A 25048-nucleotide genomic window follows, 5' to 3' on the forward strand; every position below is an offset into this window, starting at 1 on the left:
GTTTATGTCTGGCGGCCATAGCGGTGTGGCACCACCTGAATCCATTCCGAACTCAGAAGTGAAACACACCAGCGCCGATGGTAGTGTGGGGTCTCCCCATGCGAGAGTAGGTCACCGCCAGACTACAAATAAATAACCCCAGCCCAATCGGCTGGGGTTTTTTATTTCTGGTGGTGACCTACTGAGAGTAGGGTGAAGCGGGTTCCCGGTAAAGCCAACCATTTGGCTTTACCCCGCTGAACAGGTTGAGCTCTGCGAAACCTTGTCGAGACTTTCATTCTAAGAAGCCCTCAGCTCACGCTGGGGGCTTTTTTTATGCCTGTTCGGTAGCCTGACGTTCACGTCAGGTGAGATACTTAGCGCCTCCGTACTTAGCTTCCTGCTCAGTTTATAGCAGCAGTGACGCGTGTCGGCCAGGACCCGCTCTGATAATATTCCCCGGGCTTACTCCCCAACCACCTCACCTGATGCAATAGCATCAGGCTACGACACAACAATATGTGCTGGTAAAGTAAGAAGGTGTACTTAGTTTTCGATGGTATATATCAAATCACCACCTTGGCCTTCAGTGGTGGAGGTCGATTCAAAAAGCAATCTTTCAGACAATGTGTAGCGCAGTATGAAAGTAGAGGTTGGTTCTAGTAAACCTATTCCATACTTAATATATAAACGAGGGGAAAGGTATTTACCGATATACAACGAGGTATCATTGACATCACTGGTTTCAGAATCCAGAGACACTTCATCTAAATCAAAAGTATCTTTTATACCTTCGGTTAAAAACTTGGCACTACGGCCACCAACTAATAACGCGGCCTGTAGCTCGAGGTTATTTGCATCTCCTTGACTGCCCGGTGGTTTCCCGAACAAAAGATACGAGAGTATAGTACTGTCCGGAAGAGACGGAGTCGAAAATAGGCTTAATTCAGGCCGGTCTATTGTACCGGTTACGCGGGCTCCTATCTTCTCTGGCGGACGTTGATCTATACCTGTCTGTTCGATATTGCGGGTAACTCTTAGATTCAGAGAAGGGGTATCTAAAGGCCCCCCATTAAAGAGCAAATCACCGCGTTCTATAGCCAATTTTTGTCCGTAAATTTCGTAATCACCAGAGACGACGCCAATACTGCCGTTACCTCGTGCAGCGGAATCAGGTTGTTGTGTAATCTGTAGTTTTCCTTTTAAGTTACCGGCAAACCCCAGGGCCTCGACACGAACTTGCTCTCCTAAACTTACCGTTATATCTGTATTAGTAGAAAACAGGGGAGGGTCTTTCGACTCGTTTTTTAGAGTGACATCAGCGGATTCTGTAACTGCCTGATCTAAATTCACAGGGGTTATGCGAGCCTTTGGTAGGTCTAAATTACCTCTGACAAACACAAGGTTTTTATCAAGCTCTAAAGTTATATCCGGTGAGGCAACCAGGAGAAGATCCGGCGTATCTAAAATTAAGAGTTCTTTACCATTTATGGTTAGGTTGCCTGATCGCTTAAATGCATTGAGCTCACCTTCAATAGTGACATCGCCTTCGCCTATTTTTCCGTTTGCGTTAACTGTGAATTCGCCAACATTTGCGTCCGCAGTTAGTTCTGCATTCAGTTTGGTAATTAGTGTACCACTGGCTAGTACAATGATTCTGTCGGCATTAAGGTTAACTTGTCCCGAAGCTGTTGGGTCATTTAAATTGCCTGCAATATTGAGTTCAGCGCGTGTACTGCCTTCGCCGATATCCACTTGCGGTGCAAATAAGTTTAGTAACTCTAAACTTTTAGAGTTTAATGAGACCTTTCCGGAAAGAGGGCTATCCGGGGCTACTTCTTCGATAGTAATTTGCCCTGATAGATTAAAATCTATTTCCTCAGCAACCGCCGTCATTCCTATATCGATACCTTCGTCATCGCGGTTTTTAGCGGTTACGTTAAGCTGATTTAAAGTCACTTTTTCTTCACCGGCCAGCACTTGGCTGTTATCGGCGTTAATAACTCCGTTAAGCTTCTGCAAGGTCATATTTTCAGAATCGAAAGCACCGGCAACCTCAGCCGATATAGCCCCCGTTAGCTTATAAGCTACGTCGGGTAATACAAGAGCCTGCAGCAAGTCGAGTGGAACTTCGCTGGCATTGGCATCGAAACTTATTACCTTGTCCTGCTGTTCTAACTTAAGGCAGAAGGGATTATCTATCCCTTCGTAAGTTAGACAAACGGGCGTAGTGTTGAACGTGACGTCCTCATAGTTAAAACCCGCTGTTATAGGTTGGTTTAAGCTAACGGTATTGTAGTCAGGGTGCTTGAGGTTAAATTTATTAACGCCTAATTCGAACTCTGGTTGATTTAATTGCCCACTAATATCACCGCTAGCTACAACCTCGCCTTTAACGCCAGAAAGCTCGCTTAAATCTTTAGACGTTACGTGCCAGGCGAGCTTTCTGCCAGGACTAAGAGCACCTTCAGCGATAAGAGACAGCACTCCCCAGTTGGCATTGAACTCATCAACAAATAAGTAGGGCTCTGACAAACGCAATTTCACTTCTGCATTGACCGTCCGCTGTTGATATTCACCCGAAATATCCGTAGTTAAAGATAGGTTGTCTTTCCAACTGATATCAGCCTTGCCACTGACAGTTTCATCATTATGAGTAAGTTCCAGGCTTAAGATACTTAGGCTGTCAGACTTAAGTTTAGCTTCAGTAACAAGCTGTAAGTCTTCTTCCAGTAGGCCAGACAGCTCGTTACTTAAGTTAATTGCAAGTTCATCCAGTTCGCCTTTGGCCTGTAAACGGCCTTCGTGGCTGCTGATACCCTTTGGTTCGTAGGTTATTTCTTCCCAGCTTACTGAAGTATCAATTACCGGAGTCGTAGATAGTGAAGAAACGTTTCCCTGCAAGGTTAACTGTCCCTGGATATCGCCTTTAGAATGCACATTGAGTGGTGCGAAGTTTATTATGTTGTCTTGATAGCTAACGGCTCCGTCGATATCCACTTTCTGCTGGTTAACTGTCACAGTTATGTCGGGCTCTATATTGGCTTGTGTTAATCCGCCTTCGCCACGTATATTTCCGCCTAAACTCAATTCAATCGGGTTAGCTCCGGCACTAGCCAGCCATTGGGCCAGGTTATTCTCCTGCCAACTGCTGTCAAACTGCCAACTAAGCTTGTTCAAAGGGTTATCGATTTTAGTGGTAATTGAACCGACAAGTCCCTCGGACAGCTCACTGTTTGTTGTCAGAGACCGAATGTCGCCAGTTATCTCAGTTTTTACTTTAAGAGAAGGGAAGTCTGGCGAGTGTACATGGGTGTTATTCTCAAGCTCGCTTTTAAAAGGGTAAGATAATTTGGTTTTTCCGGAAATTGCGGTGGTTAGATATTGGTGCTCCATACGAAGCTGTTTAATATTAAGCAGGCCATCAGTGTTAATCCTGGCTGATGCTTTAATCGTTAGTTCCTGAGAAGGGTTTTCTAGAATAAAAAAACGGCTTTCCTTAACCCGCAAGTTACGCAAGTTGACATCTAAAGGCAGCTCAATTTCTATGTCTTCAACTGAGGCTTCAGAATCAGCATCCTGACTCGAATTCTGAGTTGCACGAATACGGAGCTCACCGCCAAGGCTTTCGATTTTATCTATTCGAATAACACCGGACAACAAAGCTAGCGGATCCCAGTTTATGATTAGCTTGTCCGGTGTATAGGAAAACGCCTCGCTTTCAAAATGAAAATCTTCAAACTCAAACTCATTCAACAGGGTTCCATGAAATGTTTTGTACTGGATGTCTACCGGCAAATATTTTTGTCCCTGAGTGAGTATCCAGCGGCTGCCAGCTTCACTGCCAACCAGACTGATAGCCAGTAGTGGAACTAAAACAAGCACAACAAGAACTGCAATGGCTAGCCGACGATAAATGCTCATAAATCGGGGCCTAAAGTAAAGTGCAGGCGCCAGGGCTGATCGGGCTCATCTATTGCCTGAGCCAAATCCAGACGAACTGAACCTATTGGAGAAATCCAGCGAATTCCGAATCCAACACTTTGTTTCAGCTTTTCATTAGGTTCAATCATGGCATTACCAATATCCGTGAATAAAGCGACACGCCAATTTTCCTTAAAGCGATAATCAATTTCCGCGCTGGCAACAGCCAAATAACGGCCACCTAAAATGGTTCCTGTATCGTCTTCTGGTCCTAATTGCTGATAAGCGTAGCCGCGCACGCTGTTGTCCCCGCCAGCGAAAAATCGTAGCGAAGGAGGCAACTGATTAAAATCATCTATATAGGTAGCGCCGGCTTCGGCTCTGGCAAGAAAACGTATATTGTCTGTAACAGGGACAACGGTTTTAAAGCCAAGTTCCACGCTGGCTAAATCGGCATCAGACAAAACTGCTTCACTTGCTGCTTTTAGTGTTACATCAAAACGAAAGCCTTTGTCGATATTCAACCGTCCATCAGCTGTCACATAGTTCCAACTGGCTTGCGGAATTAAAAACTGACTGGTTCCCGAACTTTTACCAATTTCGAAGTCATCACGTTGCCAGTTTAACCCGTACTCGCGTCGCCATTTATCCATTGCAACAACGCTGGATGCGCCAAAGCGATATAATCGGTTAGTTTGTCCTTCATTGTCTTTATCGGAAGCTTCCGCCCGAATCTGGTAGTAATCTGACTGCGGATTTTTGCCCGGAATGATGTAATTTGCGCCAATTCGGCTCTCTACTTCAGATAATTGTGTCATTCCCCGAAGTTGATGCCCCTGCGTATTGACCCAACGGCGGTTGAGACTGGCACTAATACGAGCTCCTGTATCGGTGCCGTAACCCACACCATATTGGTACTGGTTTCTGAAGTTAGGCTCGGAGCTGACAGAGATAGGTACTGTGTGCTCTTCGGCATTTCCCCAGTCCGGACTGACCTGAACTTGAGAGAAATATCCGCTGTCACCTAATGCTACTTGTAATTGACTGAGTTCCTGTGTGCTGTAACCTTCGCCGTGTTCAAAAGGTACAAAGCGATGGAGTAATTCATCGTCAAGTATATCTTGTTCGAAAGTGACCTGACCGTACTGGTAGCGTTTCCCGGAATCAAAAACGACCTCTATATCGGCGGTGTTTTCTGCGATATCAATTTCGACATTGTGCTTTAGAAAGCGAGCATCGTGATAGCCGCGCTGACTGGCTAATGACAGCAACCTGGACTTAATTTGTTCATAATTACTATGAATAAAGCGTTGTTTTTCTTTGAGGTTATTATTCTCTATTATGTTGTCGAACGCCTTGTCTTCAGCGGCATCGCCTTGAATTTCCCACATGTTTTTAGCAATGTGTACCGGGTCATTCAGCTCAATTTGATAGGTGGCTGACCAACCCCCCTCAACGGTTTCTAGTTGAGCATTCACTTCAACCTGATAATATCCGTAAGGGCGAAGTGCTTTTCTAATATCGGCAGAGGCTTGTCGATGCAGATATCGAACTCTGTAGTCGGCGTAACTCTTGTCTTTATCCAGGCGGGCTATTTGCAATAGCGCCATAACATTGGCGTACTCATCTCCCTCAACACCGGAGACCTCAACTTCAACTGAAGCGAGAGCTAGTCCGCTGAAAAGTAAACTACAGCTAAAAAGAATACATCGAAAGTAACGCATTGAAGTGTTATACCAGACAAAAAGTTACGACATAATCGCATGCTTTAAGATTTCATGTAAATCCTTGGTTCAACCCGGAGACTCTATGGCGATAGAAATTACGACGGCAGAAAAACGATTGTTACAAAGAGTGAGTATTCCACCGCGCCCTGAAACTTTGCTAACTGTGAGTCGTGAAGCTAAAAAAAGTGAACCTGATGTTACCGTTATCGCTGAATCTATTTCGGCTGATATGAGTATAGCGGCCGCTGTTTTGCAGGTTGTTAATTCTGCCGCCTACCGCAGAGCAAGAGAAGTCGATTCAATTCAGCAGGCCGTCATGACCCTTGGTTTTCGTCGGGTTTTTCCGATTGTCCGGGCAGTTGCGCTTAAGTCGGCTTTGACATCTGACTATGACCTCAGCGAGTTCTGGCGTTATAACGAGTGGGTTGCCGGGGCCTGTGTGATGATCGCTGAAGCCATCGGGCGACCCGAGTTGAGAGATCATGCTTATATGCTGGGCCTTTTTCAAAGCTCGGGAATACCTGTGATGTTGGCTGAGTTTGATGACTATGCCGACTTACTCAATTCTGCAGAAAGCACACCTTGGCAGCAAGTTCAGGCCAAAGAGCTGGAGCTCTTCCAGACCACTCATACCACTATCGGTGCGCTACTGGCACAACAATGGAAGTTGCCGAAAATTGTAGTTGAAGTCATTTATTATTTGTTTGAAGACAGTTCAATTTTCAACCACTCCAGCGAACTCGACAATTTAACCCTCGACTTATTGGGAATACTAAAGATATCGCGGTACGCAATTGATTTGAGAACCCGTAGTTTGGCCGGGGAAAAAGAATGGCAGTATGTTCAGGATGGCGTACTTGAACACTTTCAAATCGATGAGTTTAAGGTAGATGAGATGCTGCAGATTGTTCATGAGGAGCTTTTTGACGCAGAAACCTAGCCGTAATTGTTTAATTTATCTGCAAACGGTCGGTTAAGCCGTAAATATCGCTTGTCTGAATACTGGGTGTCGGTATAATTCTTCGCTCAAGCGTTAGGGGCGTAGTTCCAATTGGTAGAACAGCGGTCTCCAAAACCGACGGTTGGGGGTTCGAATCCCTCCGCCCCTGCCAGTTTCTAACTGGCTATCCTTCCCAAGCTTGAGTAAACTGCACTTATCTGTTTTCAACGGTAATCGTTATGCTCCCAGAATGGACCAGTCAACAACGCGCCGCATTACAAGTTATGGGTATTCCCGTGTGGGAAAAGAAAAGTGCGCCGGCACCGGTATTTTATTATCGTCTGGGGTCACTCTATTTACGCGGCCAGAATGAGTTGCCTGTTTCTCTGCCCGGTTGGCTGGATGATCTTTGCCTGTATCTCGGGCAACGCCCGGTTGCTATAAAAGCCCCCTCTAAAACTCCAGATTTGTGTTTCGATTACACTGACAGTCTTAACGGTTCCGTTCCGGTTGAAACGAAAAAATCCCTCTGGCAGCAACTGGCACATGCAAAGCTTTAATATTGAGGATTTTCGCCCCAGTGAGCTTGAATTTTCGGTCGAAAAAAGAGCACATAGTACCCCCTGGTCCTGGTCTGTATTTAGCGAAAGTTATGGCGAACAATATCGTTGTCGGCGGCTATTGCACGGCTCTAGGGTTATTGGTTTTACTATTAGCCAGTTAGTTGCCGATGAATTGACGTTGCACAATATTGCTGTGGATCCTGACTTTCAGGGACAGGGCTTTGGTTACAAACTCATGCAGGACTTATTAGACTATGCTGAAAAGAAACACTGCGTTGTGTTTCTGGAAGTTCGTGCCTCCAATGCTGCCGCTATCCGCTTATATGAAGGCAATGGATTTGATACGGTAGGGCGCAGAGTCAATTATTATCCAGCCGTCGACGGGCGTGAAGACGCTTTAGTTATGCGTTGGGAAAGCTAATAACCAAATGGAGTAATTATGCCATCAACACAACAGGTACGGGCACTACAGGCTTTGTCCTTTATGGATTTAACCACGTTGAATAACGATGATACCCGAAAGGTTATTGAAGACTTGTGCCAACGTGCCTCGATAAATAATAAAAGTGTCGCTGCGGTTTGTGTGTTTCCTGAATGGGTGGCATTGGCTCGCCAGTTTCTTAACGAGCAGGGGCTGGATACCAAAGTCGCTACGGTTACTAACTTTCCTGATGGCAGTACCAATGTCGCCCGTGCCGCAGCAGAAACCGAGCGAGCTATAGCGGCCGGAGCGCATGAGGTTGACGTGGTTCTGCCTTATTCCGCTTTATTACAAGGTAATGAAAGCACCCCGGCTGAATTGGTAAGAGAGTGCAAGGATATCTGCGGTGATTCCGTTCAGTTAAAAGTCATTATTGAGTCAGGTGAGCTTCAGCAACACGATAAAATCGTCCTGGCCAGTGAGTTAGCTATTGCTAACGGCGCTGACTTTATTAAAACCTCGACCGGTAAAGTATCGGTAAATGCTACCTTAAAAGCGGCTGAAACCATGCTGGGGGTCATTAAATCCAGTCAAACAGATTGTGGTTTTAAAGCCGCAGGTGGAATCCGGACTTTGGATGATGCAGTGCAGTATATTGAGTTAGCCGAACGGATTATGGGTGAAGACTGGGTTACCGCTGATAATTTCCGCATCGGAGCCAGTAGCCTGTTGCAGGATCTCCAAAGTCTATTGGTTAAGGTTTAAGAATATGTTTTTGGCGCAAGAGGTTATTCGCAAAAAGCGTGATGCTGCGAGTTTATCCGACACCGATATTCAGCAGTTCATTAAGGGAATTTGCGATGACAGCGTCAGTGAGGGGCAAATAGCGGCGCTGGCTATGGCGATTTATTTTCGCGGTATGTCGGCGCAGGAAAAAACGGCTTTAACCGTTGCTATGCGAGATTCCGGCGATGTTCTTGACTGGCAAACGGAAAACTTAAATGGTCCGGTACTGGATAAACACTCAACCGGTGGTGTCGGTGACGTCGTTAGTTTAATGCTGGGACCTATTGTCGCAGCCTGTGGTGGCTATGTCCCGATGATTTCCGGACGAGGTCTGGGGCATACCGGGGGGACGCTGGATAAATTTGACGCTATTCCCGGCTACCAGACCGCGCCGGATAACAGGCGCTTCCGCGACACGGTTAAGCAGGCTGGTGTTGCCATTATTGGGCAAACAGGTCGTCTGGCACCGGCTGATAGCCGCTTTTATGCAACGCGTGATGTGACTGCGACTGTGGAATCTATTCCGTTAATTACGGCTTCTATTTTGGCTAAAAAGCTGGCGGAAGGCCTTGATGGTTTGGTTATGGACGTTAAAGCCGGTAATGGTGCATTCATGCCAGGTTACCGCGAGTCCAAAGAGCTTGCGCAGAGTCTGGTGAGTGTCGGGCGTAAATTGGGAGTGGAGACCACTGCGCTTATTACTGACATGAATCAGGCTTTAGGTTCCGCTGCCGGTAACGCGGTTGAGGTTCAGTTAGCTGTCGATTATTTAACGGGAAAGTGGAGAGATAAACGTCTGCATCAGGTAACAAAAGCGTTATCTGCCGAGTTGTTGGTTTCGGGGAAGTTGGCTAGAAATACTGACCAAGCTGAGGTTATGGTTGAAAACGCGCTTGAAAACGGTTTGGCGGCGGAACGTTTTGCAAAAATGGTCAGTTCTTTGGGCGGGCCTCACGACTTTCTGGAGAAAAGCGACCAGTACCTGCCTCAGGCAAGCCTGATAAAACCCTTAAAGCTTCCCGCCGAGTATCACGGGCAGTATTTATCTGGAGTGAAGACAAGAGAACTGGGAATGGCGGTTGTCTGTTTAGGCGGAGGCCGGCGCAAAGCTGATGACAAACTGGATTTAAGCGTTGGCATGACGGATATCCTGACCGTTGGCTCGAAAGTGGACTCAGAAAGTGTTATAGCGACAGTGCATGCCAACAGCGAGTCGGACTGGCAAGAGGCTGCCGATAGCATACTGAAAGCTTTGAGTTTTTCCTCTAACCAGCCGGAGCCCGACTCTGTTATCTATGAGCGCATAGCCGGAGAGACTGAATGAGCAGAGCTATTGTTCTGGTATTAGATTCGTTTGGTATTGGTACAGCCCCCGACGCTGATAAGTTTGGTGATGAAGGCGCTGATACTTTTGGCCATATTGCTGAATACAGGTATCAGCAGGGGAAGCTCCTGCAGTTACCTAACCTTACCCGGCTGGGTTTAGCTGAAGCCCATAAAGAAGCGACAGGCACCTATGCCAAAGGTTTTCAGGAAGTTGAAACTCATGGTACTTATGCCTGTGCCGCAGAACTCTCGTCGGGAAAAGATACGCCCTCTGGTCACTGGGAGTTAATGGGTGTTCCCGTACATTTCGAATGGGGGTATTTCCTCAATGAAGAAAATAGCTTCCCCAATGAATTATTAACTCAAATTCTCAAGGCCTGCGCACTCGACGGTTATCTTGGTAATTGCCACGCTTCGGGCACTGAAATCCTAAAGCAGTTAGGTGAGCAGCACATTCGTAGCGGTTATCCTATTTTTTATACCTCTGCCGATTCTGTGTTTCAAATTGCCGCGCACGAAGAACATTTTGGTCTGGAGCGTTTATATCAGGTGTGTGAGAAGGTTCGGGCGCTTATAGAGCCATATAATATTGGTCGTGTTATTGCGCGTCCTTTTATTGGTGATAACGCGGGCAACTTTGAGCGCACAGGCAACCGCAAAGACTACTCTGTTTCACCACCTAGGCCAACGGTGTTGGATAAGCTTCGGAGTAAAGGCGGGAAGGTTATTGCCATAGGTAAAATTTCGGATATTTTTGCCGGGCAGGGCGTTTCCGAGTCAGTCAAAGCCTCGGGGCTTAACGGGCTTTTAACGGCGACATTAAAGGCCATGGAGAAAGCCCCGGAGAACACATTAATTTTTACTAATTTAGTAGATTTTGACACCTTATACGGACACCGGCGGGATATTGATGGTTATGCCCGGGAACTGGAAGCGTTCGACCAATGGTTGCCTGTTATTGAATCGGCAATGAAACCGGATGATGTTTTGGTATTAACCGCTGATCATGGCTGCGATCCCACCTGGCAGGGAACCGATCATACCCGTGAATTTATTCCTTTATTACTGTCGGGTCATAGCGTGCAGGCTGGTAATCGTGGAAAACGACACAGTTTCGCCGATTTAGGGCAGACACTGTGTCGTCTATTTGACTTACCTCCGATGGAAGAAGGAAAAGCGATTAAGCTTAGCTAACTCGATACCGCTTAACGTTATTCTCGAGCTGTTCTGCGGTATCGCTGAGTTCTCTCATATGTTCTCCAGCTTGTTGAGTACCATCTGCGGTTTGCTTCGCAATATCGACAATTGCGGTCATATTTTGGTTTATGGTTTCCGAAACCGATGTTTGCTCTTCCGCGGCAGTCGCAATTTGTGCGTTCTGCGTGTTAATGGTGTTTACTGCCTCCAGAACTTTCGCCAAAGCGTTTTCCACTTCTGCCGCCTCGGCGACACTGGTTTCACTGCCCTGTTTTATGGAAGCCATAACATTAGACACTTTTTTACTGCCTTGCTGCAGTTGCTCTATCATGGATTCAATTTCGTGAGTGCTGTCCTGAGTTCGTTTTGCCAGAGTGCGAACTTCGTCGGCAACAACGGCAAAACCTCTGCCAGCTTCACCTGCGCGAGCCGACTCTATTGCCGCGTTAAGCGCCAGTAAATTGGTCTGTTCGGCAATGCCGCGAATAACATCAAGCACGGAGCCAATTTTCGCTGAATGCGCGTTAAGCTGTTCAACTTCTGATGCGCCGTTCTCGACTTTTTCTGCCAGGCCGTGAATGACATTAACGGCTTTGGTCAGCAGGTGATTACTGGAGTGCACCAATTCTTCTGCCTGTTCAGCTGCTGACGATGCTTCGCTGGCGCTACGGGCGACTTCATGAGAGGCCGTCGACATTTCGTTAATCGCGGTTGCCACCTGTTCGCTCTCGGCCTGCTGTTCGGTCACTCCCTCACGAGCGTCGATCAGAACTCTATCCAGCTTTTGGGTGGAACGACTGACTGAGCCTGCGGAGTCGCGAATATTGGTTACCATATCGGAAACCTGGTCGGCAAAATCGTTAAAGGCTTGCCCAAGATCGGCCATTTCATCGTTACTGGTCGTATCAAGGCGCTGGGTTAAATCACCATCGCCTTTTGCAATTCTTTCCATGGCGTTAAGGGCGTTACGCAGTGGACGTGTAATTCCTTTGACCACAAACAACGCCAGAGCGGCAATAATAAGTAATGCAATAATTGAGGCTATGATGGTTTCAATAACAGCATCTGCAAGCGCTTCATCAACATTATTTTCAATTCTGGCGGCTTCCTGCTCCATTCCGGCTGTCCAAAAGCCAGTACCTATCACCCAGTTCCATTCGTTTAGTAGCTTGGCATAACCGAGTTTCGGATTGACTTGCTGTTGAGTATTTTGCCAGTCATATTTGACAAAGCCGCCACCGCCTTCTGCTTCTTCAATAAGCTTTCTGATAAGGTAAACCCCATTAGGGTCCTGAAAGTCGAACAGGTTTTTACCTTCAAGGCTTTGATTAACGCCATGAGCAACACTGACACCCTGGCGGTCATAAACAAAGAGGTAACCCACATCGCCAGAATCATCAAAACGTAATTGCCGTAGTATTTGTTTTGCGCGCTCTTGTCTTTCTTGTAATGAGCCCAGGGAAGTATCTTTTACAAGGTGCTGGATAGAAGTAAATGCTAACTCCAGATAGTTAGAAAGCTCCTCTCGACTGTCTTTTTCCATTTGCGCAGTGAACTCTTCAACCGCGTTTTGGCCGACGGTCGTCGACTGAGACAAGTTATACCAGGTTAAGAATACAGCGATGAGTACCGGAGGTATTAGAGCCAGGGAAAATACTTTAGCTTTTATCGTCAGTTGCATGGGCAGGTTACTCTGGTTGTTCATATCAATTGTGTAGTCTAGTGCAGACTCGGAATCCTATCTCTTAGACGTTAGTAACGTATCTATCGCAGATTATAACGATCCATGGTTTGTGTATCGGCAGCAGATCAGCGAAAATAAGCAATATCGTTAAATTTAACCAATAAGAGTCTTGTTGATGTCTGAATCCAGCTTGCAGAATGAAGTCGCGAAACGTCGTACCTTTGCCATTATCTCTCACCCGGATGCCGGTAAAACCACGATTACTGAAAAGGTCTTGCTGCATGGTCAGCAGATCCAAAAAGCGGGAACGATAAAAGGCAAGAAGTCTGGTCAGCATGCAAAGTCGGACTGGATGCAAATGGAGCAGGAGCGGGGCATATCTGTAACGACTTCGGTTATGCAGTTCCCTTATAATAATGCTCTGGTGAATCTATTAGATACTCCCGGACACGAAGACTTTTCAGAAGATACTTATCGTACCCTGACCGCCGTCGACTCCTGTTTAATGGTTATTGACGGAGCTAAAGGTGTTGAGGACCGAACCATTAAGTTGATGGAAGTCACGCGTTTACGTGACACGCCTATTATCACCTTTATGAACAAACTTGACCGTGACATTCGCGACCCGCTGGAGTTGCTGGATGAAGTGGAAGATGTTTTGAAAATTATGTGCGCACCTATTACCTGGCCGATTGGTTCCGGCAAAAACTTTAAAGGGGTTTATCACCTTCTTAAAGATGAAACGATTTTATATAAAACCGGGCAGGGACACCGAATTCAGGAAGAAACCATTATAAAAGGTCTTGATAACCCTGAGTTGGATGAGAAGTTAGGCGTATGGGCAGATGAGCTACGTGAGCAAATTGAACTGGTGAATGGGGCATCAAACCCCTTTGATAAAGAACTGTTTCTTGCCGGAGAGTTGACCCCGGTGTTTTTCGGGACGGCGTTAGGTAACTTTGGTGTGGATCATATGCTGGATGGCCTGGTCGACTGGGCGCCAAGACCTCAGTCTCGCGAAACCGATCAGCAAGATAGTGTTAGTGCAGACAACAAAGACTTTTCTGGCTTCATCTTTAAAATTCAGGCGAATATGGATCCGCGTCACCGGGACAGGGTCGCATTTTTGCGAATTGTATCGGGCAAATATGAAAAAGGCATGAAAATGCGTCAGGTGCGTACAGGGAAAGACGTGCGTATCAGTGATGCATTAACCTTTTTAGCCGGTGATCGTTCGCACGTAGAAGAAGCTTACCCAGGTGATATCATTGGTCTTCATAACCATGGAACCATCCAGATTGGCGATACCTTTACCGCAGGCGAAGACTTCAAGTTTAGTGGTATTCCGAACTTTGCGCCTGAGCTTTTCCGTCGTATCCGTTTGAAAGATCCGCTTAAGCAGAAGCAATTATTAAAAGGCTTAGTGCAGTTATCTGAAGAGGGCGCCGTGCAGGTGTTTCGTCCGCTTATCAGTAATGATTTGATTGTTGGCGCTGTTGGGGTTCTGCAGTTTGATGTGGTTGTTCATCGCCTGAGAACAGAATACAAAGTCGATGCCATGTACGAAAATATTAACGTCGCGACAGCGCGCTGGGTGAGCAGCAAAGACGAGAAGAAACTGGATGAGTTTCGTCGTAAAGCAGAAGCGAATCTGGCATTAGATGGTGGTGATAATCTGACTTACATCGCCCCGACTATGGTGAATTTGAGCCTGGCAGAAGAGCGTTACCCTGATATTGAGTTTACTCACACACGCGAACACTAAAGCTTATGAATATGCTTTACGACACTCATTGCCATATTGATTTTCAGGCATTTGATGAGGACCGGGAGCAAGTTTTAGAAGTGGCCGCCGAAGCCGGAGTTGAGCGCTTTATGGTGCCGGGTGTTAGTGCTGAGCAATGGCCCCGGCTGCAGCAGTTAGTTAATCAGTTTTCAAGCTGGCGCTTTGCTTTAGGCTTGCATCCCTGGTTTATTCAACAACATAATCTGAACCACCTGCAAGAGCTTGAGCAAGCCTTAGATACTCCGCATGAGCGGTTACGGGCAGTGGGCGAGGTGGGGCTGGATGCTACCTGCGATAATTCCGAACTGCAGCGCGAGCTCTTTATTGAACAGCTGAAATTAGCGACGAGCTATCGCCTGCCTGTCATTATACATCATCGTAAAACTCTGGAGACAACTCATCCTTTAGTCAAACAATATGGCCCTGAGCAAGGCGTTATACACGCTTTTAGCGGCAGCTATGAGCAGGCTATGAAGTTTGTTGATTGTGGTTATAAGCTGGGTGTTGGCGGAGTAATTACTTACACTCGAGCACAAAAAACGCGACAGGCAATAGCCAAAGTACCGCTATCGGCTTTGGTGCTTGAGACGGATTCACCGGATATGCCTATTTGCGGACATCAGGGAGAACGTAATGAACCGGCAAGGATTGCAAAGGTTCTGGGCGTTTTAGCCGAGTTGAGAGAGGTTGATAAAGACTCACTTAGCGAAGCTTTATGGAAGAACAGTTGTGAGCTGTTTAATGATGCTCAACCTGCCAGTAACGATCACGTATCCGGTTAAAGCCAAGCATAATAAACACACCGGCCAGCATCGCCAGAAGAAGTAACAGTTTACCTTGTTGCATCAGGCCGTTATGAGCGGTCTGGCTTTGCTTCAATAATAAATTTTTATCGAAAATGACCTGTAAATAACCACTCACATTGTCTTCCAGGTTAATTTCTTCAACCAGTACCCATGGCTCAGAAGTGTCTTCGCTAGTGGGCCAGTCAATAATGGATGAATTAACACCACTGTGCACGAGCAGTTCACCAAAGCGGTTACGAATAGTTGCCGCCATAATTTCGGGGTGGCTGGCGATATTGTCGGTCAGAGCCGTTAAGCGCTCGGTATTTTGATGTTCAAGCCAATAATGTGCTTCGTGCTCGGCCTGATCCATCATAAGCCGAGTTACCGACTGAGTTTGCGAGAAAATTTGCTGTTGCGACTGGACACTGGCAATATTCCAGACATTAATAATGATTAGCAGTAATCCACCGGCAGCGGCTAAGCGCAGAGCACGTTTCGTCATAATACGAATAATGGCTTTGGTTTTGTTGTTAAGCAAAGTACTTTTTACTCTTTGCCATTGCCTGGATTCTGTTAGTCGCATGAGTTCAGCTCAGGAGTTTCCCGTTAAATGAAACACAGTTCTGGTTTAATTGTTTTCGACATGGATTCTACCTTAATTCATATTGAGTGTATTGACGAAATTGCACGATTAAACAACCGTTATACTAAAGTCTCGGCCATAACGGAAGCGGCTATGAGGGGCGAAATTGATTTCGCAGAGAGCTTAATCCAGCGTGTGGCCTGCCTTGAGGGCATTAAAGAGTCTGATCTGGAAAGTTTATTTTCACCTATTCCATTTAACCCCGGCGCTAAAGAACTTATTCAGGCGCTGCAAGCCGCGGGCTGGAAAACTGCACTGGTTTCCGGTGGTTTCACCTGGTTTGCAAACCGGGTTCAGGCGGCTCTGAATCTGGATGCGGCTATCGCTAACCAGTTGGAAGTAGCCGATGGCTGTCTGACCGGGAAGGTATTAGGTGACATTGTTGACGCTAAAGTTAAAGCTGAACAGCTTCAGCAACTGGCCGGGCACTGGAATATTCCGTCTGACCGAACCGTTGCGGTAGGAGACGGCGCCAACGACGCCTTAATGCTTAAAGCCGCTGCTGTTGGTATTGCTTTTAATGCAAAACCGGCATTGCAGGCTATTGCGGATTATTCTGTCAATTCCAATAACTTACTCGAGATACTAGGCTACCTTAAACAGTCAGAACTTATTGAGCCAGTTATTTAAGCGCTCCTGTTGTTCCTTAATGGCGTCGGTGCCCGATAAGGCAAACTCCAGTAAGCTTTCGGTCACATCAACCGTGTCTGCAATGGCGTATACCTGCCACAAGTCTTCTTCTATTTCCTGTGCTCGGTAAGCGGCATAGCGGCTAATGTAATTCAGTTCGGCCTGAATAAACTGAGTATCAGGGCGTCCTGTTCTGGAAAGAGTCACAGTGACAGCCCGAAAGATAGAATTGGGTATGCTTTGCTCAATAAAAGATTCAATAGCCTGGTTGTCATTACCCTCCAGCCATTGGGTCTGAACTATGTCCTCACCATTTTGACGATATAACCGCAGTAACAGCAATAAAGTGAAAGGTTCCGATGTACGATCCATCTCATTTAACCTGGGGAGAAGTTCTTCTGTTAACGAAGAGCCTCGCAGCAGCGGTTGTAAATTAATAGCACTTGGCTGACTGCCGGGAAATTTAGCTAATAATTTAGCCCATCCGGATGGCCAGTTAGAGAGACCGGCCCTGCGCACAGAAGTTTTACGTTTTTTATTTCTGTACAGAAATACCGGTAATGAGCCCGGAGCGTTACAGTACAAATTGCGCAGACATAGTTCCAGCCCATTTATTGAGGTGTTTTCCACTTGCAGCTTAAGAAGGTCACGCTGTTCACGAATTAAAAAGCGTATGAACTCCGAGCCCATGTGTTGTTCATTGTCACCTTCAATTTTCAAACGCAAGGTGGTGCGGGCATCGTCAACAGAAGCTATGGTGTAAGCTAAATGGTCTAACTTGGCTTTTTTGTAGAGCTTCTTAAAGCCGGTCAGCGAAATGTCGACGTTGTCACCTTTTTCTGCCGGTAAAGGTGTATCAATTTGTACTTGCAGACCGCTGACGGAGAGGTCAATGATCATGCCGTCACGAACCAGCTTGCCAACTTTAACCCGGCAACGACTGCGGTAGCTGAAGCGTTTCTCACTGCGTAAGTTAATAAACTCAAGGCGTGCTTCTTTAGTACGAATAGGTGTGGACGGTGGGTGCGCGAAAGCTTTTAATGATGATAACTGCTCTTTTTCAATACCGGTATTGAAAAAGCCCTGCAAACTATCCGTTATATCGTTGACCACTCCCATATATCGTAAGGGTGCTATCGCTCGTTTAACTTGTGCTGTAGGCGGGTTGATGCGAAACGGAACATTAATGTTCTTCGGTACGCTCTGGGGTTGCCATGCCTGATTCAAATCTACCCGACGTAAATCAATTTGATAAACTCGCCAGGACGCTTTTTTACTGCCAAAGGCAATATAGGTGTCCCATAAACCGGTTTTTTGCAGCTCTTCTGCGGTGGCAGAGTAGTTGTAAATTTTTCCGCGGGCGGTAATAGAAAAGGTCATTACCAGCAACCGAGTTTGCTCCTTTTGAGCTAAGTCGTGCAGTAACCAGCGGCTGCGGCGCAGATTAAAAATAGAACCGAAACTGATTTGATTCAGTTCATTAATCCAGTTACTTAAAATAAAGCGGTTGTTGTCGGTGGTTAATACGTAATCGGCTACCAGTTGTTTGTTTGCCTCAGAAAAGAACACCGGCAACTGCTGCATCCTGGGCAACAGGAATTGCTCGTGTCCTTTATTGAGTATGGTGTTGTAAGTATTATCAATATTAACGCGGTAGCGTTTTTTATAACCATTAATGAATCGATGAAAAAACTTATCCAGTTCGGCTGACTGATAGTCCGGATCTCGATTCAAGCTTAAGTAATGTTTACCGTCTACTTCCTGAACTCCGACAACGCGATAGGGAATTCGTGTTTCGGGGTTTACCGTGAACTCTTTCGCCAACCCGGTAAAATAAAGCGACAGTGAATCGCCGTATTGCAGATTATGTTCGTCGTTAACGCGCACGCGCATCCCGGTAATGGAAATATCAGCTGTTACCGCCTGATAATTTTTTCCTTTACTGTCTTCCAGCCCGACTTCGATGGTAAAATTCATTCGTTCTTCGGCGCGGTAAGGGTACTGGCCAAAGTGGAATGTCTCTAAAAGGTAAGATTCAGCCTCGTTGTCGTTGTTTAAAAATGGTGACTGGCCACTTAAGGGCTCGGCGTTGTGGTTCGCTAAACTTTGTGCGAAGGCTCTTTCTTCTTCGCGAGCCTGGCGTAAATGATTGTCTGCATCCAGTATTTGTTCAAAAGTATCCTGGGTGAAAACGCCTTTATAGGTTTCCAGACCCTGCTCAAAAATTTCAATAGCAACATCGTCAAGCTGATGCCTGCGCCCATTGTATTCGTAAGGACGGCACTCGCCATCGACCTGATTACGCAAATCAACAGTGCGATGACAGGGAGCAGCTAAACGTCTAAGCTCCATTTTAAGCTTGAACTTTGTGGGACCATCTTCGTTTTCAGTTAACGACTGAAATAAGGTGTCAAAGTCAGTATCGTAAACGACGGGTTTTAACTGATCGATAAGTTGGTCAAAATAAAGGTTCGGCATCAAAGTCTAATATTTTTTATAGTTATTCTTGAATAATACCTCATCATAAAACGAGAAGCAGACGAATGGCAAAAGCAAAAAGTGCGTATGTGTGTAATGACTGTGGCGCCGACTTCCCGCGCTGGCTTGGGCAATGCCCGGAATGTAAGGCCTGGAACACGCTAACTGAAATTCGTTTAACATCAAAAACAACTCCTACTTCATCTGAACGGCGGGGCTTCAGCGGTATTACCGAAGGCCGGGTGCAAACCCTGAACGAGGTGGACTTACAGGAAGTTCCGCGTTTTAGCTCGGGCTTTCAGGAGTTTGACCGCGTTTTGGGCGGCGGCGTTGTGCCCGGATCGGCCATACTCATCGGCGGTTCACCGGGCGCGGGAAAAAGTACGTTATTACTGCAGGCCTTATGCAAACTGGCAGAACGCATGCCTGCATTATACGTTACCGGCGAGGAATCTCTGCAGCAGGTGGCAATGCGGGCTCAGCGGCTTAACCTGCCGACGAATAAACTGCGAATGTTGTCCGAAACCTCAGTGGAAAGCATTTGCCAGCTGGCTGATAAAGAAAAACCTGCCATTATGGTCATTGATTCCATTCAGGTGATGCATATGGCGGATATTCAGTCGGCACCGGGCAGCGTATCTCAGGTGCGCGAATCAGCCGCGTTTTTAACGCGTTACGCCAAACAAAAAAATGTCGCCATTATTATGGTCGGACACGTGACCAAAGAAGGACATCTGGCCGGGCCAAAAGTGCTGGAACATTGCATTGACTGCTCTGTACTTCTGGATGGCTCATCAGATTCCCGTTATCGCACTCTGCGTGGCACCAAGAACCGGTTTGGTGCGGTAAATGAACTCGGAGTATTTGCGATGACAGGTGGTGGACTGAAAGAGGTCTCGAATCCATCGGCGATATTCCTGCAACGCGCGGAAGATCAAGGCAATGGCTCTGTGGTGATGGTGATCTGGGAAGGTACCCGACCTTTGTTGGTCGAGATTCAGGCATTGGTAGATTACTCGGCTCTTGCGAATCCTCGGCGGGTTGCGGTAGGACTTGAAGCTACGCGTCTTGCACTGTTGTTGGCCGTTCTGCACCGGCATGGCGGCTTACAGGTATCGGATCAGGACGTTTTTGTGAACGTCGTTGGCGGAGTGAAGGTATCTGAAACCTCTGCGGATTTAGCTTTATTATTAGCTATAGTGTCGAGTTTCAAAGGCGAACCCCTGGCACGTGAGTTAATCGTGTTTGGCGAAGTCGGGTTAGCCGGCGAAATACGCCCGGTACCTAATGGTCTGGAGCGTTTAAACGAAGCGGCTAAGCATGGTTTTAAAAAAGCTATTGTACCTATTGGTAATAAGCCCAAAACCTCGCCCAAGGGTATGGAAGTTATTGGGGTGAAAAATCTTCAGCAAGCGCTGGATGTCATGTAATTCGGAAATAAAAAAGGGGAGCGATAAAGCTCCCCTTTGCTATTCAGCTTATTAACCAATAGGTTTGTATTTAATGCGGTGCGGCTCCATAGCCTGTTCACCGAATTTTTCTTTCATATAAGCTTCGTAATCGCTGTAGTTACCTTCGTAGAATACCACTTCACCTTCGTCGCGGTAGTCCAGAATGTGAGTAGCAATACGGTCAAGGAACCAACGGTCGTGCGAAATAACCATCACAGAGCCCGGGAATTCCAGAATCGCTTCTTCCAGTGCCCGCAGGGTTTCCACGTCTAAATCGTTGGTGGGCTCATCGAGTAACAAGGTGTTGCCGCCGGCTTTTAGCAGCTTGGCTAAATGCACACGGTTACGCTCACCACCAGACAGCTCGCCAATACGTTTTTGCTGGTCGGTACCACGGAAGTTAAAGCGACCAACATAAGCCCGGCCGTTAACTTCAAAGTTACCAATTTTCAGAATGTCGTTGCCGTCAGTAATTTCTTCAAAGACGGTTTTGCTGTCATCCATGTTGTCACGGAACTGATCAACACTGGCTAACTGCACGGTTTCGCCCAATTCAACTGAACCACTGTCAGGTTGTTCCTGCCCGCTAATCATGCGGAATAAAGTGGATTTACCCGCACCGTTTGGACCGATAATACCAACGATAGCGCCTTTGGGGACGCTAAAGCTTAAGTTATCAATGAGCTGGCGCTTGCCGTAAGCCTTGCTTATAGCGTTAACCTCAATAACTTTATCGCCTAAGCGAGGGCCTGGTGGAATAAACAGTTCGTTGGTTTCGTTACGTTTTTGGTAATCGCCACTTTGTAGTTCTTCAAAGCGGTTAAGACGTGCTTTGCTTTTCGCCTGGCGGCCTTTCGGGTTAGTACGTACCCATTCCAGCTCTTGCTTAATAGTACGCTGGCGTGCTTTTTCAGAACGCTCTTCCTGCTCCAGGCGCTTTTCTTTTTGCTCCAGCCAGGAGGAGTAGTTGCCTTCCCACGGAATGCCGTAACCACGGTCCAGTTCAAGGATCCAGCCCGCAACGTTATCAAGGAAATAGCGGTCGTGGGTAATCGCAACCACAGTACCATTGTAGTCGTGCAGGAAGCGTTCAAGCCAGGCCACCGATTCTGCATCCAGGTGGTTGGTCGGCTCATCTAGTAACAGCATGTCAGGCTTCGACAGCAACAGGCGGCAAATGGCCACACGGCGTCTTTCACCACCTGACAAGTTACCGATTTTTGCATCCCACTCTGGCAGGCGCAGCGCGTCTGCCGCACGTTCAAGAATGTTGTCGATATTATGCCCGTCTTTTGCCTGCAACAAGGCTTCAAGCTCACCTTGCTCTTTTGCTAAGGCGTCAAAGTCCGCATTTTCGTCGGCATAAGCGGCATAAATTTCGTCAAGTTTAGCGAAAGCCTCTTTTACGTCGGCCACAGCCTCTTCAACGGTTTCTTTCACCGTTTTATCTTCATCCAACTGAGGTTCCTGAGGCAGGTAACCAATTTGGATGCCAGCTAAAGGACGAGCTTCGCCTTCGTATTCATTATCAACACCCGCCATAATTCGCAGTAAGGTTGACTTACCGGCACCGTTAACGCCTAAAACACCAATCTTAGCGCCGGGGTAAAACGAGAGAGAAATGTCTTTTAAGATAGTTTTCTTGGGTGGAACAACTTTGCTCACCCGCGACATTGAATAGATATATTGCGCCATAGCGACGTAAAATCCTTCTTATCAACAAAAAAGTTACTGCATAGTTTACTGTGATTTACGGACATCCCCAAACTTTGTTGTGCTGAACTAGGCACTCATTTGTGTTTTAAGGTAAAATAGCGGGCAAATTAAGACCATTTAATGATTTGGAGAGCTGTAATGCTGAAATCTGAGATGAACATTGCCGACTTTGACGCGGACTTATGGCAGGCGATGCAGGATGAAGTTGAACGTCAGGAACAACACATTGAGCTGATTGCATCGGAAAACTACACCAGTCCGCGGGTAATGCAGGCTCAGGGGTCACAACTGACCAACAAGTACGCAGAAGGCTATCCGCACAAGCGTTACTACGGCGGCTGTGAGTTCGTCGATAAAGTCGAGGACTTAGCTATTGAGCGCGCAAAAGAATTGTTCGGCGCCAAGTACGCAAACGTACAACCGCATTCCGGCTCTCAAGCTAATACCGCTGCCTTTATGGCTATGATGGAAGCAGGCGATACCTTCCTTGGTATGAGCCTGGCTCACGGCGGCCACTTAACACATGGCTCTGGTGTGAACTTTTCAGGCAAACTATACAATGCAGTTTCATACGGTCTGGACGAATCCACCGGTGAAATTGACTACGCTGAAGTTGAAAAGCTGGCGCAGGAACACAAACCGAAAGTTATCGTCGCTGGTTTCTCGGCTTATTCAGGCATTGTTGACTGGGCAAAATTCCGTGAAATTGCCGATAAAGTTGATGCTTATTTAATGGTTGATATGGCGCACGTAGCGGGTCTGGTTGCCGCTGGCGTCTATCCTAACCCGGTACCTTATGCTCATGTTGTCACGACCACTACGCACAAGACTCTGGCGGGCCCTCGCGGCGGCCTGATTATTTCCGGCAGTGACGATGAAAAGTTACACAAGAAGTTAAACAGTGCGGTATTCCCTGGCAATCAGGGTGGGCCACTTTGTCACGTTATCGCTGGTAAAGCGGTGGCTTTTCAGGAGGCGTTGCAGCCAGAGTTTAAAGACTACCAAAAGCAAGTATTAGTGAACGCCAATGCCATGGTAAAAACCATGCAGGCGCGCGGTTACAAAATCGTGTCGAACGGCACTCAGAACCACTTGTTCCTGGTGGATTTAATTGACAAAGATATTACTGGTAAAGATGCTGATGCGGCTTTAGGTAACGCGTTCATTACTGTTAACAAAAATGCGGTTCCTAATGACCCGCGTTCACCTTTTGTCACTTCAGGTTTGCGTTTAGGCACGCCGGCAATTACTCGCCGCGGCTTTAAAGAAGCGGAAGCTGAGCAGGTCGCCAACTGGATTTGCGATGTGCTGGATGACATTGCTGACGAAAGTAAAATTAATCAAGTTCGCGAGCAGGTAAAAGCGCTATGCGCTAAGTTTCCGGTTTACGGTTAATTGCGAACAGTTGTAAAGCGCACATAAAGGAGTCAGGCAATGCATTGTCCATTTTGCGGCACACAGGATACTAAGGTTATCGATTCGCGATTGGTTGCGGATGGAGCCTCAGTTCGTCGCCGGCGTGAATGTAATCATTGCAAGGAGCGCTTTACAACCTTTGAGACAGCTGAGCTGGTCATGCCCCGGGTTATCAAAACTGATGGTTCCCGCGAACCATTTAACGAAGATAAACTCCGAAATGGACTGCTGAGAGCACTGGAAAAGCGACCTGTGAGTCTTGAGTTGATGGAACAGGCCATTAACAAAATAAAATCCAGCATCCGGGCGACCGGCGAGCGCGAAATAAGCAGTAATTTCGTCGGCAGTCTGGTCATGGAAAACCTCAAGCAGATAGACAAGGTTGCTTACGTTCGTTTTGCTTCTGTTTATCGCTCGTTTGAGGACATTCGCGAATTTGGTGAAGAAATAGCGCGCCTTAATGACTGAATTAAACCCGCAGTACTTTGACCATCAAATGATGCACCGTGCGTTAATGCTGGCGCGGCGCGGACTGATGACGACCAGGCCGAACCCTGCGGTTGGCTGTGTCATTACTCTCGGGACTGAAGTTGTTGGTGAAGGCTGGCATCATCAGGCTGGCGAACCTCACGCTGAAGTACATGCTTTGCGCGCGGCAGGACAAAAAGTCAGGGGCGCAACGGCTTATGTCACGTTGGAGCCATGCAGTCATATTGGTCGTACACCGCCTTGTTGCGATGCGTTAATTGAGGCCGGAGTAAAACGTGTTGTGGTTGCCATGCAGGATCCAAACCCTAGGGTCAGCGGTAATGGTATTCAGCGTCTGAAAGCTGCGGGTATTTCTGTGGACGTCGGTGTACTGCAATTGGCTGCGGAGAGTCTGAATCCGGGGTTTATTTCCCGAATGACACGACAACGTCCATGGGTAACCCTAAAAATGGCAACCTCACTGGATGCAAAAACGGCGTTGTCAGATGGCCGCAGTCAATGGATAACGTCCTCTGCTGCCCGCAGTGATGTGCAGTTTTTTCGGGCACAGGGCGATGCCATACTGAGTGGTGCCGCAACGATTCTGGCTGACGATCCTAAATTGACGGTGCGTGTTGACCAGTGGCCAAAATCAAGGGCACTGCCTGAGCCATTAAAACAGCCGGTACGTATTATTATTGACAGTCAGCACCGGGTGAATGATGAGGCCAGAGTTTTTGACTCTCCGGCGCCGGTTTGGTTAGTGCGCACAACTCCCGGTAAACCCAGTCGCCACCCGCATTGTCATGAATTAATTATAGCCGCAGACCCTAACGGTAAAGTGAGTCTGCCGGCACTTATGGTTGAATTGGCTAACCGCGAAATTAACCAGCTATGGACTGAGTGTGGGGCAAATTTGGCGGGCGCTCTTATTCAGCAGCAATTATGCGACAGATTGATGATTTACAGTTCGGGTCAGTTATTGGGTCATCACGGACGTTCGGTTATCGACATGAACGAGCCGTTGAATTTAGCTTCAGCACCAAGATTTAAAATTATTGATCGTCGGCAGGTAGGCCCTGATCAACGCTTGGTAGCAGTACCTCATACACAAGATTAAAGGGT

At 47.1% G+C, this 25048-nt stretch carries 19 protein-coding genes, 1 tRNA gene and 1 rRNA gene; 15 read left to right on the top strand and 6 right to left on the bottom strand.

The window, feature by feature from the left end; genetic code table 11:
• Nucleotides 1–7: 7 nt before the first annotated feature.
• Nucleotides 8–123 (top strand): 5S ribosomal RNA (gene rrf / locus ACN0RF_RS00005).
• 402 nt (nucleotides 124–525) lie between these two features.
• On the opposite strand, the gene ACN0RF_RS00010 is transcribed toward rrf, so the two are convergent.
• A complete protein-coding gene (locus ACN0RF_RS00010) occupies nucleotides 526–3903 on the bottom strand; it encodes a translocation/assembly module TamB domain-containing protein (protein WP_417437598.1) in 3378 nt (1125 codons plus the stop codon).
• Complete coding sequence (locus ACN0RF_RS00015) at nucleotides 3900–5627, bottom strand: autotransporter assembly complex protein TamA (protein WP_417437599.1); 1728 nt, start codon at nucleotides 5625–5627, stop codon at nucleotides 3900–3902. Before ACN0RF_RS00015 ends, ACN0RF_RS00010 begins: the two co-directional genes overlap by 4 nt.
• A gap of 85 nt (nucleotides 5628–5712) precedes the next feature.
• Here ACN0RF_RS00015 and ACN0RF_RS00020 point away from each other — a divergent pair, with 85 nt between their 5' ends.
• The 7 genes from ACN0RF_RS00020 (at nucleotide 5713) to ACN0RF_RS00050 (ending at nucleotide 10860) form a co-directional block, all read left to right on the top strand.
• Nucleotides 5713–6570, top strand: coding sequence for an HDOD domain-containing protein (locus ACN0RF_RS00020; protein ID WP_417437600.1), 858 nt, complete (start codon nucleotides 5713–5715; stop codon nucleotides 6568–6570).
• A 95-nt stretch (nucleotides 6571–6665) separates the two neighbouring features.
• A tRNA-Trp gene (locus tag ACN0RF_RS00025) sits at nucleotides 6666–6742 on the top strand.
• Between the two features lie 67 nt (nucleotides 6743–6809).
• Nucleotides 6810–7130, top strand: coding sequence for a hypothetical protein (locus tag ACN0RF_RS00030; protein ID WP_417437601.1), 321 nt, complete (start codon nucleotides 6810–6812; stop codon nucleotides 7128–7130).
• Nucleotides 7117–7554 (top strand): ribosomal protein S18-alanine N-acetyltransferase, encoded by a 438-nt coding sequence (gene rimI / locus ACN0RF_RS00035; RefSeq protein ID WP_417437602.1) that lies wholly within the window; start codon nucleotides 7117–7119, stop codon nucleotides 7552–7554. The genes ACN0RF_RS00030 and rimI overlap by 14 nt, the downstream gene beginning before the upstream one ends.
• Before the next feature lie 18 nt (nucleotides 7555–7572).
• Entirely contained in the window at nucleotides 7573–8319 is a 747-nt protein-coding gene (gene deoC, locus ACN0RF_RS00040) for a deoxyribose-phosphate aldolase (protein ID WP_417437603.1), read from the top strand.
• Between the two features lie 4 nt (nucleotides 8320–8323).
• Nucleotides 8324–9664, top strand: a complete 1341-nt coding sequence (deoA, locus tag ACN0RF_RS00045) for a thymidine phosphorylase (protein WP_417437604.1) — start codon at nucleotides 8324–8326, stop codon at nucleotides 9662–9664.
• The gene (locus tag ACN0RF_RS00050) at nucleotides 9661–10860 is read left to right on the top strand and encodes a phosphopentomutase (RefSeq protein WP_417437605.1); all 1200 of its coding nucleotides are present in this window, start codon (nucleotides 9661–9663) and stop codon (nucleotides 10858–10860) included. Before deoA ends, ACN0RF_RS00050 begins: the two co-directional genes overlap by 4 nt.
• Here the strand turns inward: ACN0RF_RS00050 and ACN0RF_RS00055 are convergent.
• Nucleotides 10853–12544: a methyl-accepting chemotaxis protein gene (locus ACN0RF_RS00055; protein WP_417437606.1), complete on the bottom strand. Its 1692-nt coding sequence runs from the start codon at nucleotides 12542–12544 to the stop codon at nucleotides 10853–10855. The two genes, ACN0RF_RS00050 and ACN0RF_RS00055, sit on opposite strands and share 8 nt — an antisense overlap.
• Nucleotides 12545–12722: 178 nt before the next feature.
• Here ACN0RF_RS00055 and prfC point away from each other — a divergent pair, with 178 nt between their 5' ends.
• Both prfC and ACN0RF_RS00065 read left to right on the top strand, forming a co-directional pair.
• Complete coding sequence (prfC, locus tag ACN0RF_RS00060; protein ID WP_417437607.1) at nucleotides 12723–14312, top strand: peptide chain release factor 3; 1590 nt, start codon at nucleotides 12723–12725, stop codon at nucleotides 14310–14312.
• A gap of 11 nt (nucleotides 14313–14323) precedes the next feature.
• Entirely contained in the window at nucleotides 14324–15115 is a 792-nt protein-coding gene (locus tag ACN0RF_RS00065) for a TatD family hydrolase (RefSeq protein WP_417437608.1), read from the top strand.
• On the opposite strand, the gene ACN0RF_RS00070 is transcribed toward ACN0RF_RS00065, so the two are convergent.
• Nucleotides 15072–15704 carry a YtjB family periplasmic protein gene (locus tag ACN0RF_RS00070; RefSeq protein ID WP_417437609.1) on the bottom strand — a complete coding sequence of 211 codons (633 nt, stop codon included), beginning with the start codon at nucleotides 15702–15704 and terminating at the stop codon, nucleotides 15072–15074. The two genes, ACN0RF_RS00065 and ACN0RF_RS00070, sit on opposite strands and share 44 nt — an antisense overlap.
• Nucleotides 15705–15731: 27 nt before the next feature.
• On the opposite strand from ACN0RF_RS00070, the gene serB reads away from it, so the two are divergent.
• Complete coding sequence (serB, locus tag ACN0RF_RS00075) at nucleotides 15732–16394, top strand: phosphoserine phosphatase SerB (RefSeq protein WP_417437610.1); 663 nt, start codon at nucleotides 15732–15734, stop codon at nucleotides 16392–16394.
• Here serB and ACN0RF_RS00080 read toward each other — a convergent pair.
• Complete coding sequence (locus tag ACN0RF_RS00080) at nucleotides 16368–18872, bottom strand: PilZ domain-containing protein (protein WP_417437611.1); 2505 nt, start codon at nucleotides 18870–18872, stop codon at nucleotides 16368–16370. The genes serB and ACN0RF_RS00080 overlap by 27 nt on opposite strands.
• Before the next feature lie 65 nt (nucleotides 18873–18937).
• Here ACN0RF_RS00080 and radA point away from each other — a divergent pair, with 65 nt between their 5' ends.
• Nucleotides 18938–20302 carry a DNA repair protein RadA gene (gene radA / locus ACN0RF_RS00085; RefSeq protein ID WP_417437612.1) on the top strand — a complete coding sequence of 455 codons (1365 nt, stop codon included), beginning with the start codon at nucleotides 18938–18940 and terminating at the stop codon, nucleotides 20300–20302.
• Between the two features lie 51 nt (nucleotides 20303–20353).
• Here the strand turns inward: radA and ettA are convergent, their stop codons facing one another.
• Nucleotides 20354–22018 (bottom strand): energy-dependent translational throttle protein EttA, encoded by a 1665-nt coding sequence (ettA, locus tag ACN0RF_RS00090; RefSeq protein WP_417437613.1) that lies wholly within the window; start codon nucleotides 22016–22018, stop codon nucleotides 20354–20356.
• A 159-nt stretch (nucleotides 22019–22177) separates the two neighbouring features.
• Between ettA and glyA the strand changes: the two genes are divergently transcribed.
• The 3 genes from glyA to ribD are packed head-to-tail and all read left to right on the top strand — an operon-like array spanning nucleotide 22178 to nucleotide 25043.
• Nucleotides 22178–23434 (top strand): serine hydroxymethyltransferase, encoded by a 1257-nt coding sequence (gene glyA / locus ACN0RF_RS00095; RefSeq protein ID WP_011235104.1) that lies wholly within the window; start codon nucleotides 22178–22180, stop codon nucleotides 23432–23434.
• Nucleotides 23435–23473: 39 nt separating this feature from the next.
• On the top strand, nucleotides 23474–23923 hold the full coding sequence (gene nrdR, locus ACN0RF_RS00100; protein WP_011235103.1) for a transcriptional regulator NrdR: 450 nt from the start codon (nucleotides 23474–23476) through the stop codon (nucleotides 23921–23923).
• Entirely contained in the window at nucleotides 23916–25043 is a 1128-nt protein-coding gene (gene ribD / locus ACN0RF_RS00105; protein ID WP_417437614.1) for a bifunctional diaminohydroxyphosphoribosylaminopyrimidine deaminase/5-amino-6-(5-phosphoribosylamino)uracil reductase RibD, read from the top strand. Before nrdR ends, ribD begins: the two co-directional genes overlap by 8 nt.
• Nucleotides 25044–25048 lie beyond the last annotated feature (5 nt).

The organism is Idiomarina sp. (assembly GCF_048260185.1).
Lineage (GTDB): Bacteria > Pseudomonadota > Gammaproteobacteria > Enterobacterales > Alteromonadaceae > Idiomarina.

Bases quoted from the DNA above. Each gene is read 5' to 3' on its own strand.
- glyA (WP_011235104.1), top strand. From the start codon at position 22,178: ATGCTGAAATCTGAGATGAACATTGCCGACTTTGACGCGGACTTATGG.
- ACN0RF_RS00010 (WP_417437598.1), bottom strand. From the start codon at position 3,903: ATGAGCATTTATCGTCGGCTAGCCATTGCAGTTCTTGTTGTGCTTGTT.
- ACN0RF_RS00065 (WP_417437608.1), top strand. From the start codon at position 14,324: ATGCTTTACGACACTCATTGCCATATTGATTTTCAGGCATTTGATGAG.
- ACN0RF_RS00015 (WP_417437599.1), bottom strand. From the start codon at position 5,627: ATGCGTTACTTTCGATGTATTCTTTTTAGCTGTAGTTTACTTTTCAGC.
- serB (WP_417437610.1), top strand. From the start codon at position 15,732: ATGAAACACAGTTCTGGTTTAATTGTTTTCGACATGGATTCTACCTTA.
- ettA (WP_417437613.1), bottom strand. From the start codon at position 22,018: ATGGCGCAATATATCTATTCAATGTCGCGGGTGAGCAAAGTTGTTCCA.
- ACN0RF_RS00020 (WP_417437600.1), top strand. From the start codon at position 5,713: ATGGCGATAGAAATTACGACGGCAGAAAAACGATTGTTACAAAGAGTG.
- ribD (WP_417437614.1), top strand. From the start codon at position 23,916: ATGACTGAATTAAACCCGCAGTACTTTGACCATCAAATGATGCACCGT.
- deoA (WP_417437604.1), top strand. From the start codon at position 8,324: ATGTTTTTGGCGCAAGAGGTTATTCGCAAAAAGCGTGATGCTGCGAGT.
- ACN0RF_RS00055 (WP_417437606.1), bottom strand. From the start codon at position 12,544: ATGCAACTGACGATAAAAGCTAAAGTATTTTCCCTGGCTCTAATACCT.
- ACN0RF_RS00050 (WP_417437605.1), top strand. From the start codon at position 9,661: ATGAGCAGAGCTATTGTTCTGGTATTAGATTCGTTTGGTATTGGTACA.
- ACN0RF_RS00080 (WP_417437611.1), bottom strand. From the start codon at position 18,872: ATGCCGAACCTTTATTTTGACCAACTTATCGATCAGTTAAAACCCGTC.
- ACN0RF_RS00070 (WP_417437609.1), bottom strand. From the start codon at position 15,704: ATGCGACTAACAGAATCCAGGCAATGGCAAAGAGTAAAAAGTACTTTG.
- ACN0RF_RS00030 (WP_417437601.1), top strand. From the start codon at position 6,810: ATGCTCCCAGAATGGACCAGTCAACAACGCGCCGCATTACAAGTTATG.
- nrdR (WP_011235103.1), top strand. From the start codon at position 23,474: ATGCATTGTCCATTTTGCGGCACACAGGATACTAAGGTTATCGATTCG.
- radA (WP_417437612.1), top strand. From the start codon at position 18,938: ATGGCAAAAGCAAAAAGTGCGTATGTGTGTAATGACTGTGGCGCCGAC.
- rimI (WP_417437602.1), top strand. From the start codon at position 7,117: ATGCAAAGCTTTAATATTGAGGATTTTCGCCCCAGTGAGCTTGAATTT.
- prfC (WP_417437607.1), top strand. From the start codon at position 12,723: ATGTCTGAATCCAGCTTGCAGAATGAAGTCGCGAAACGTCGTACCTTT.
- deoC (WP_417437603.1), top strand. From the start codon at position 7,573: ATGCCATCAACACAACAGGTACGGGCACTACAGGCTTTGTCCTTTATG.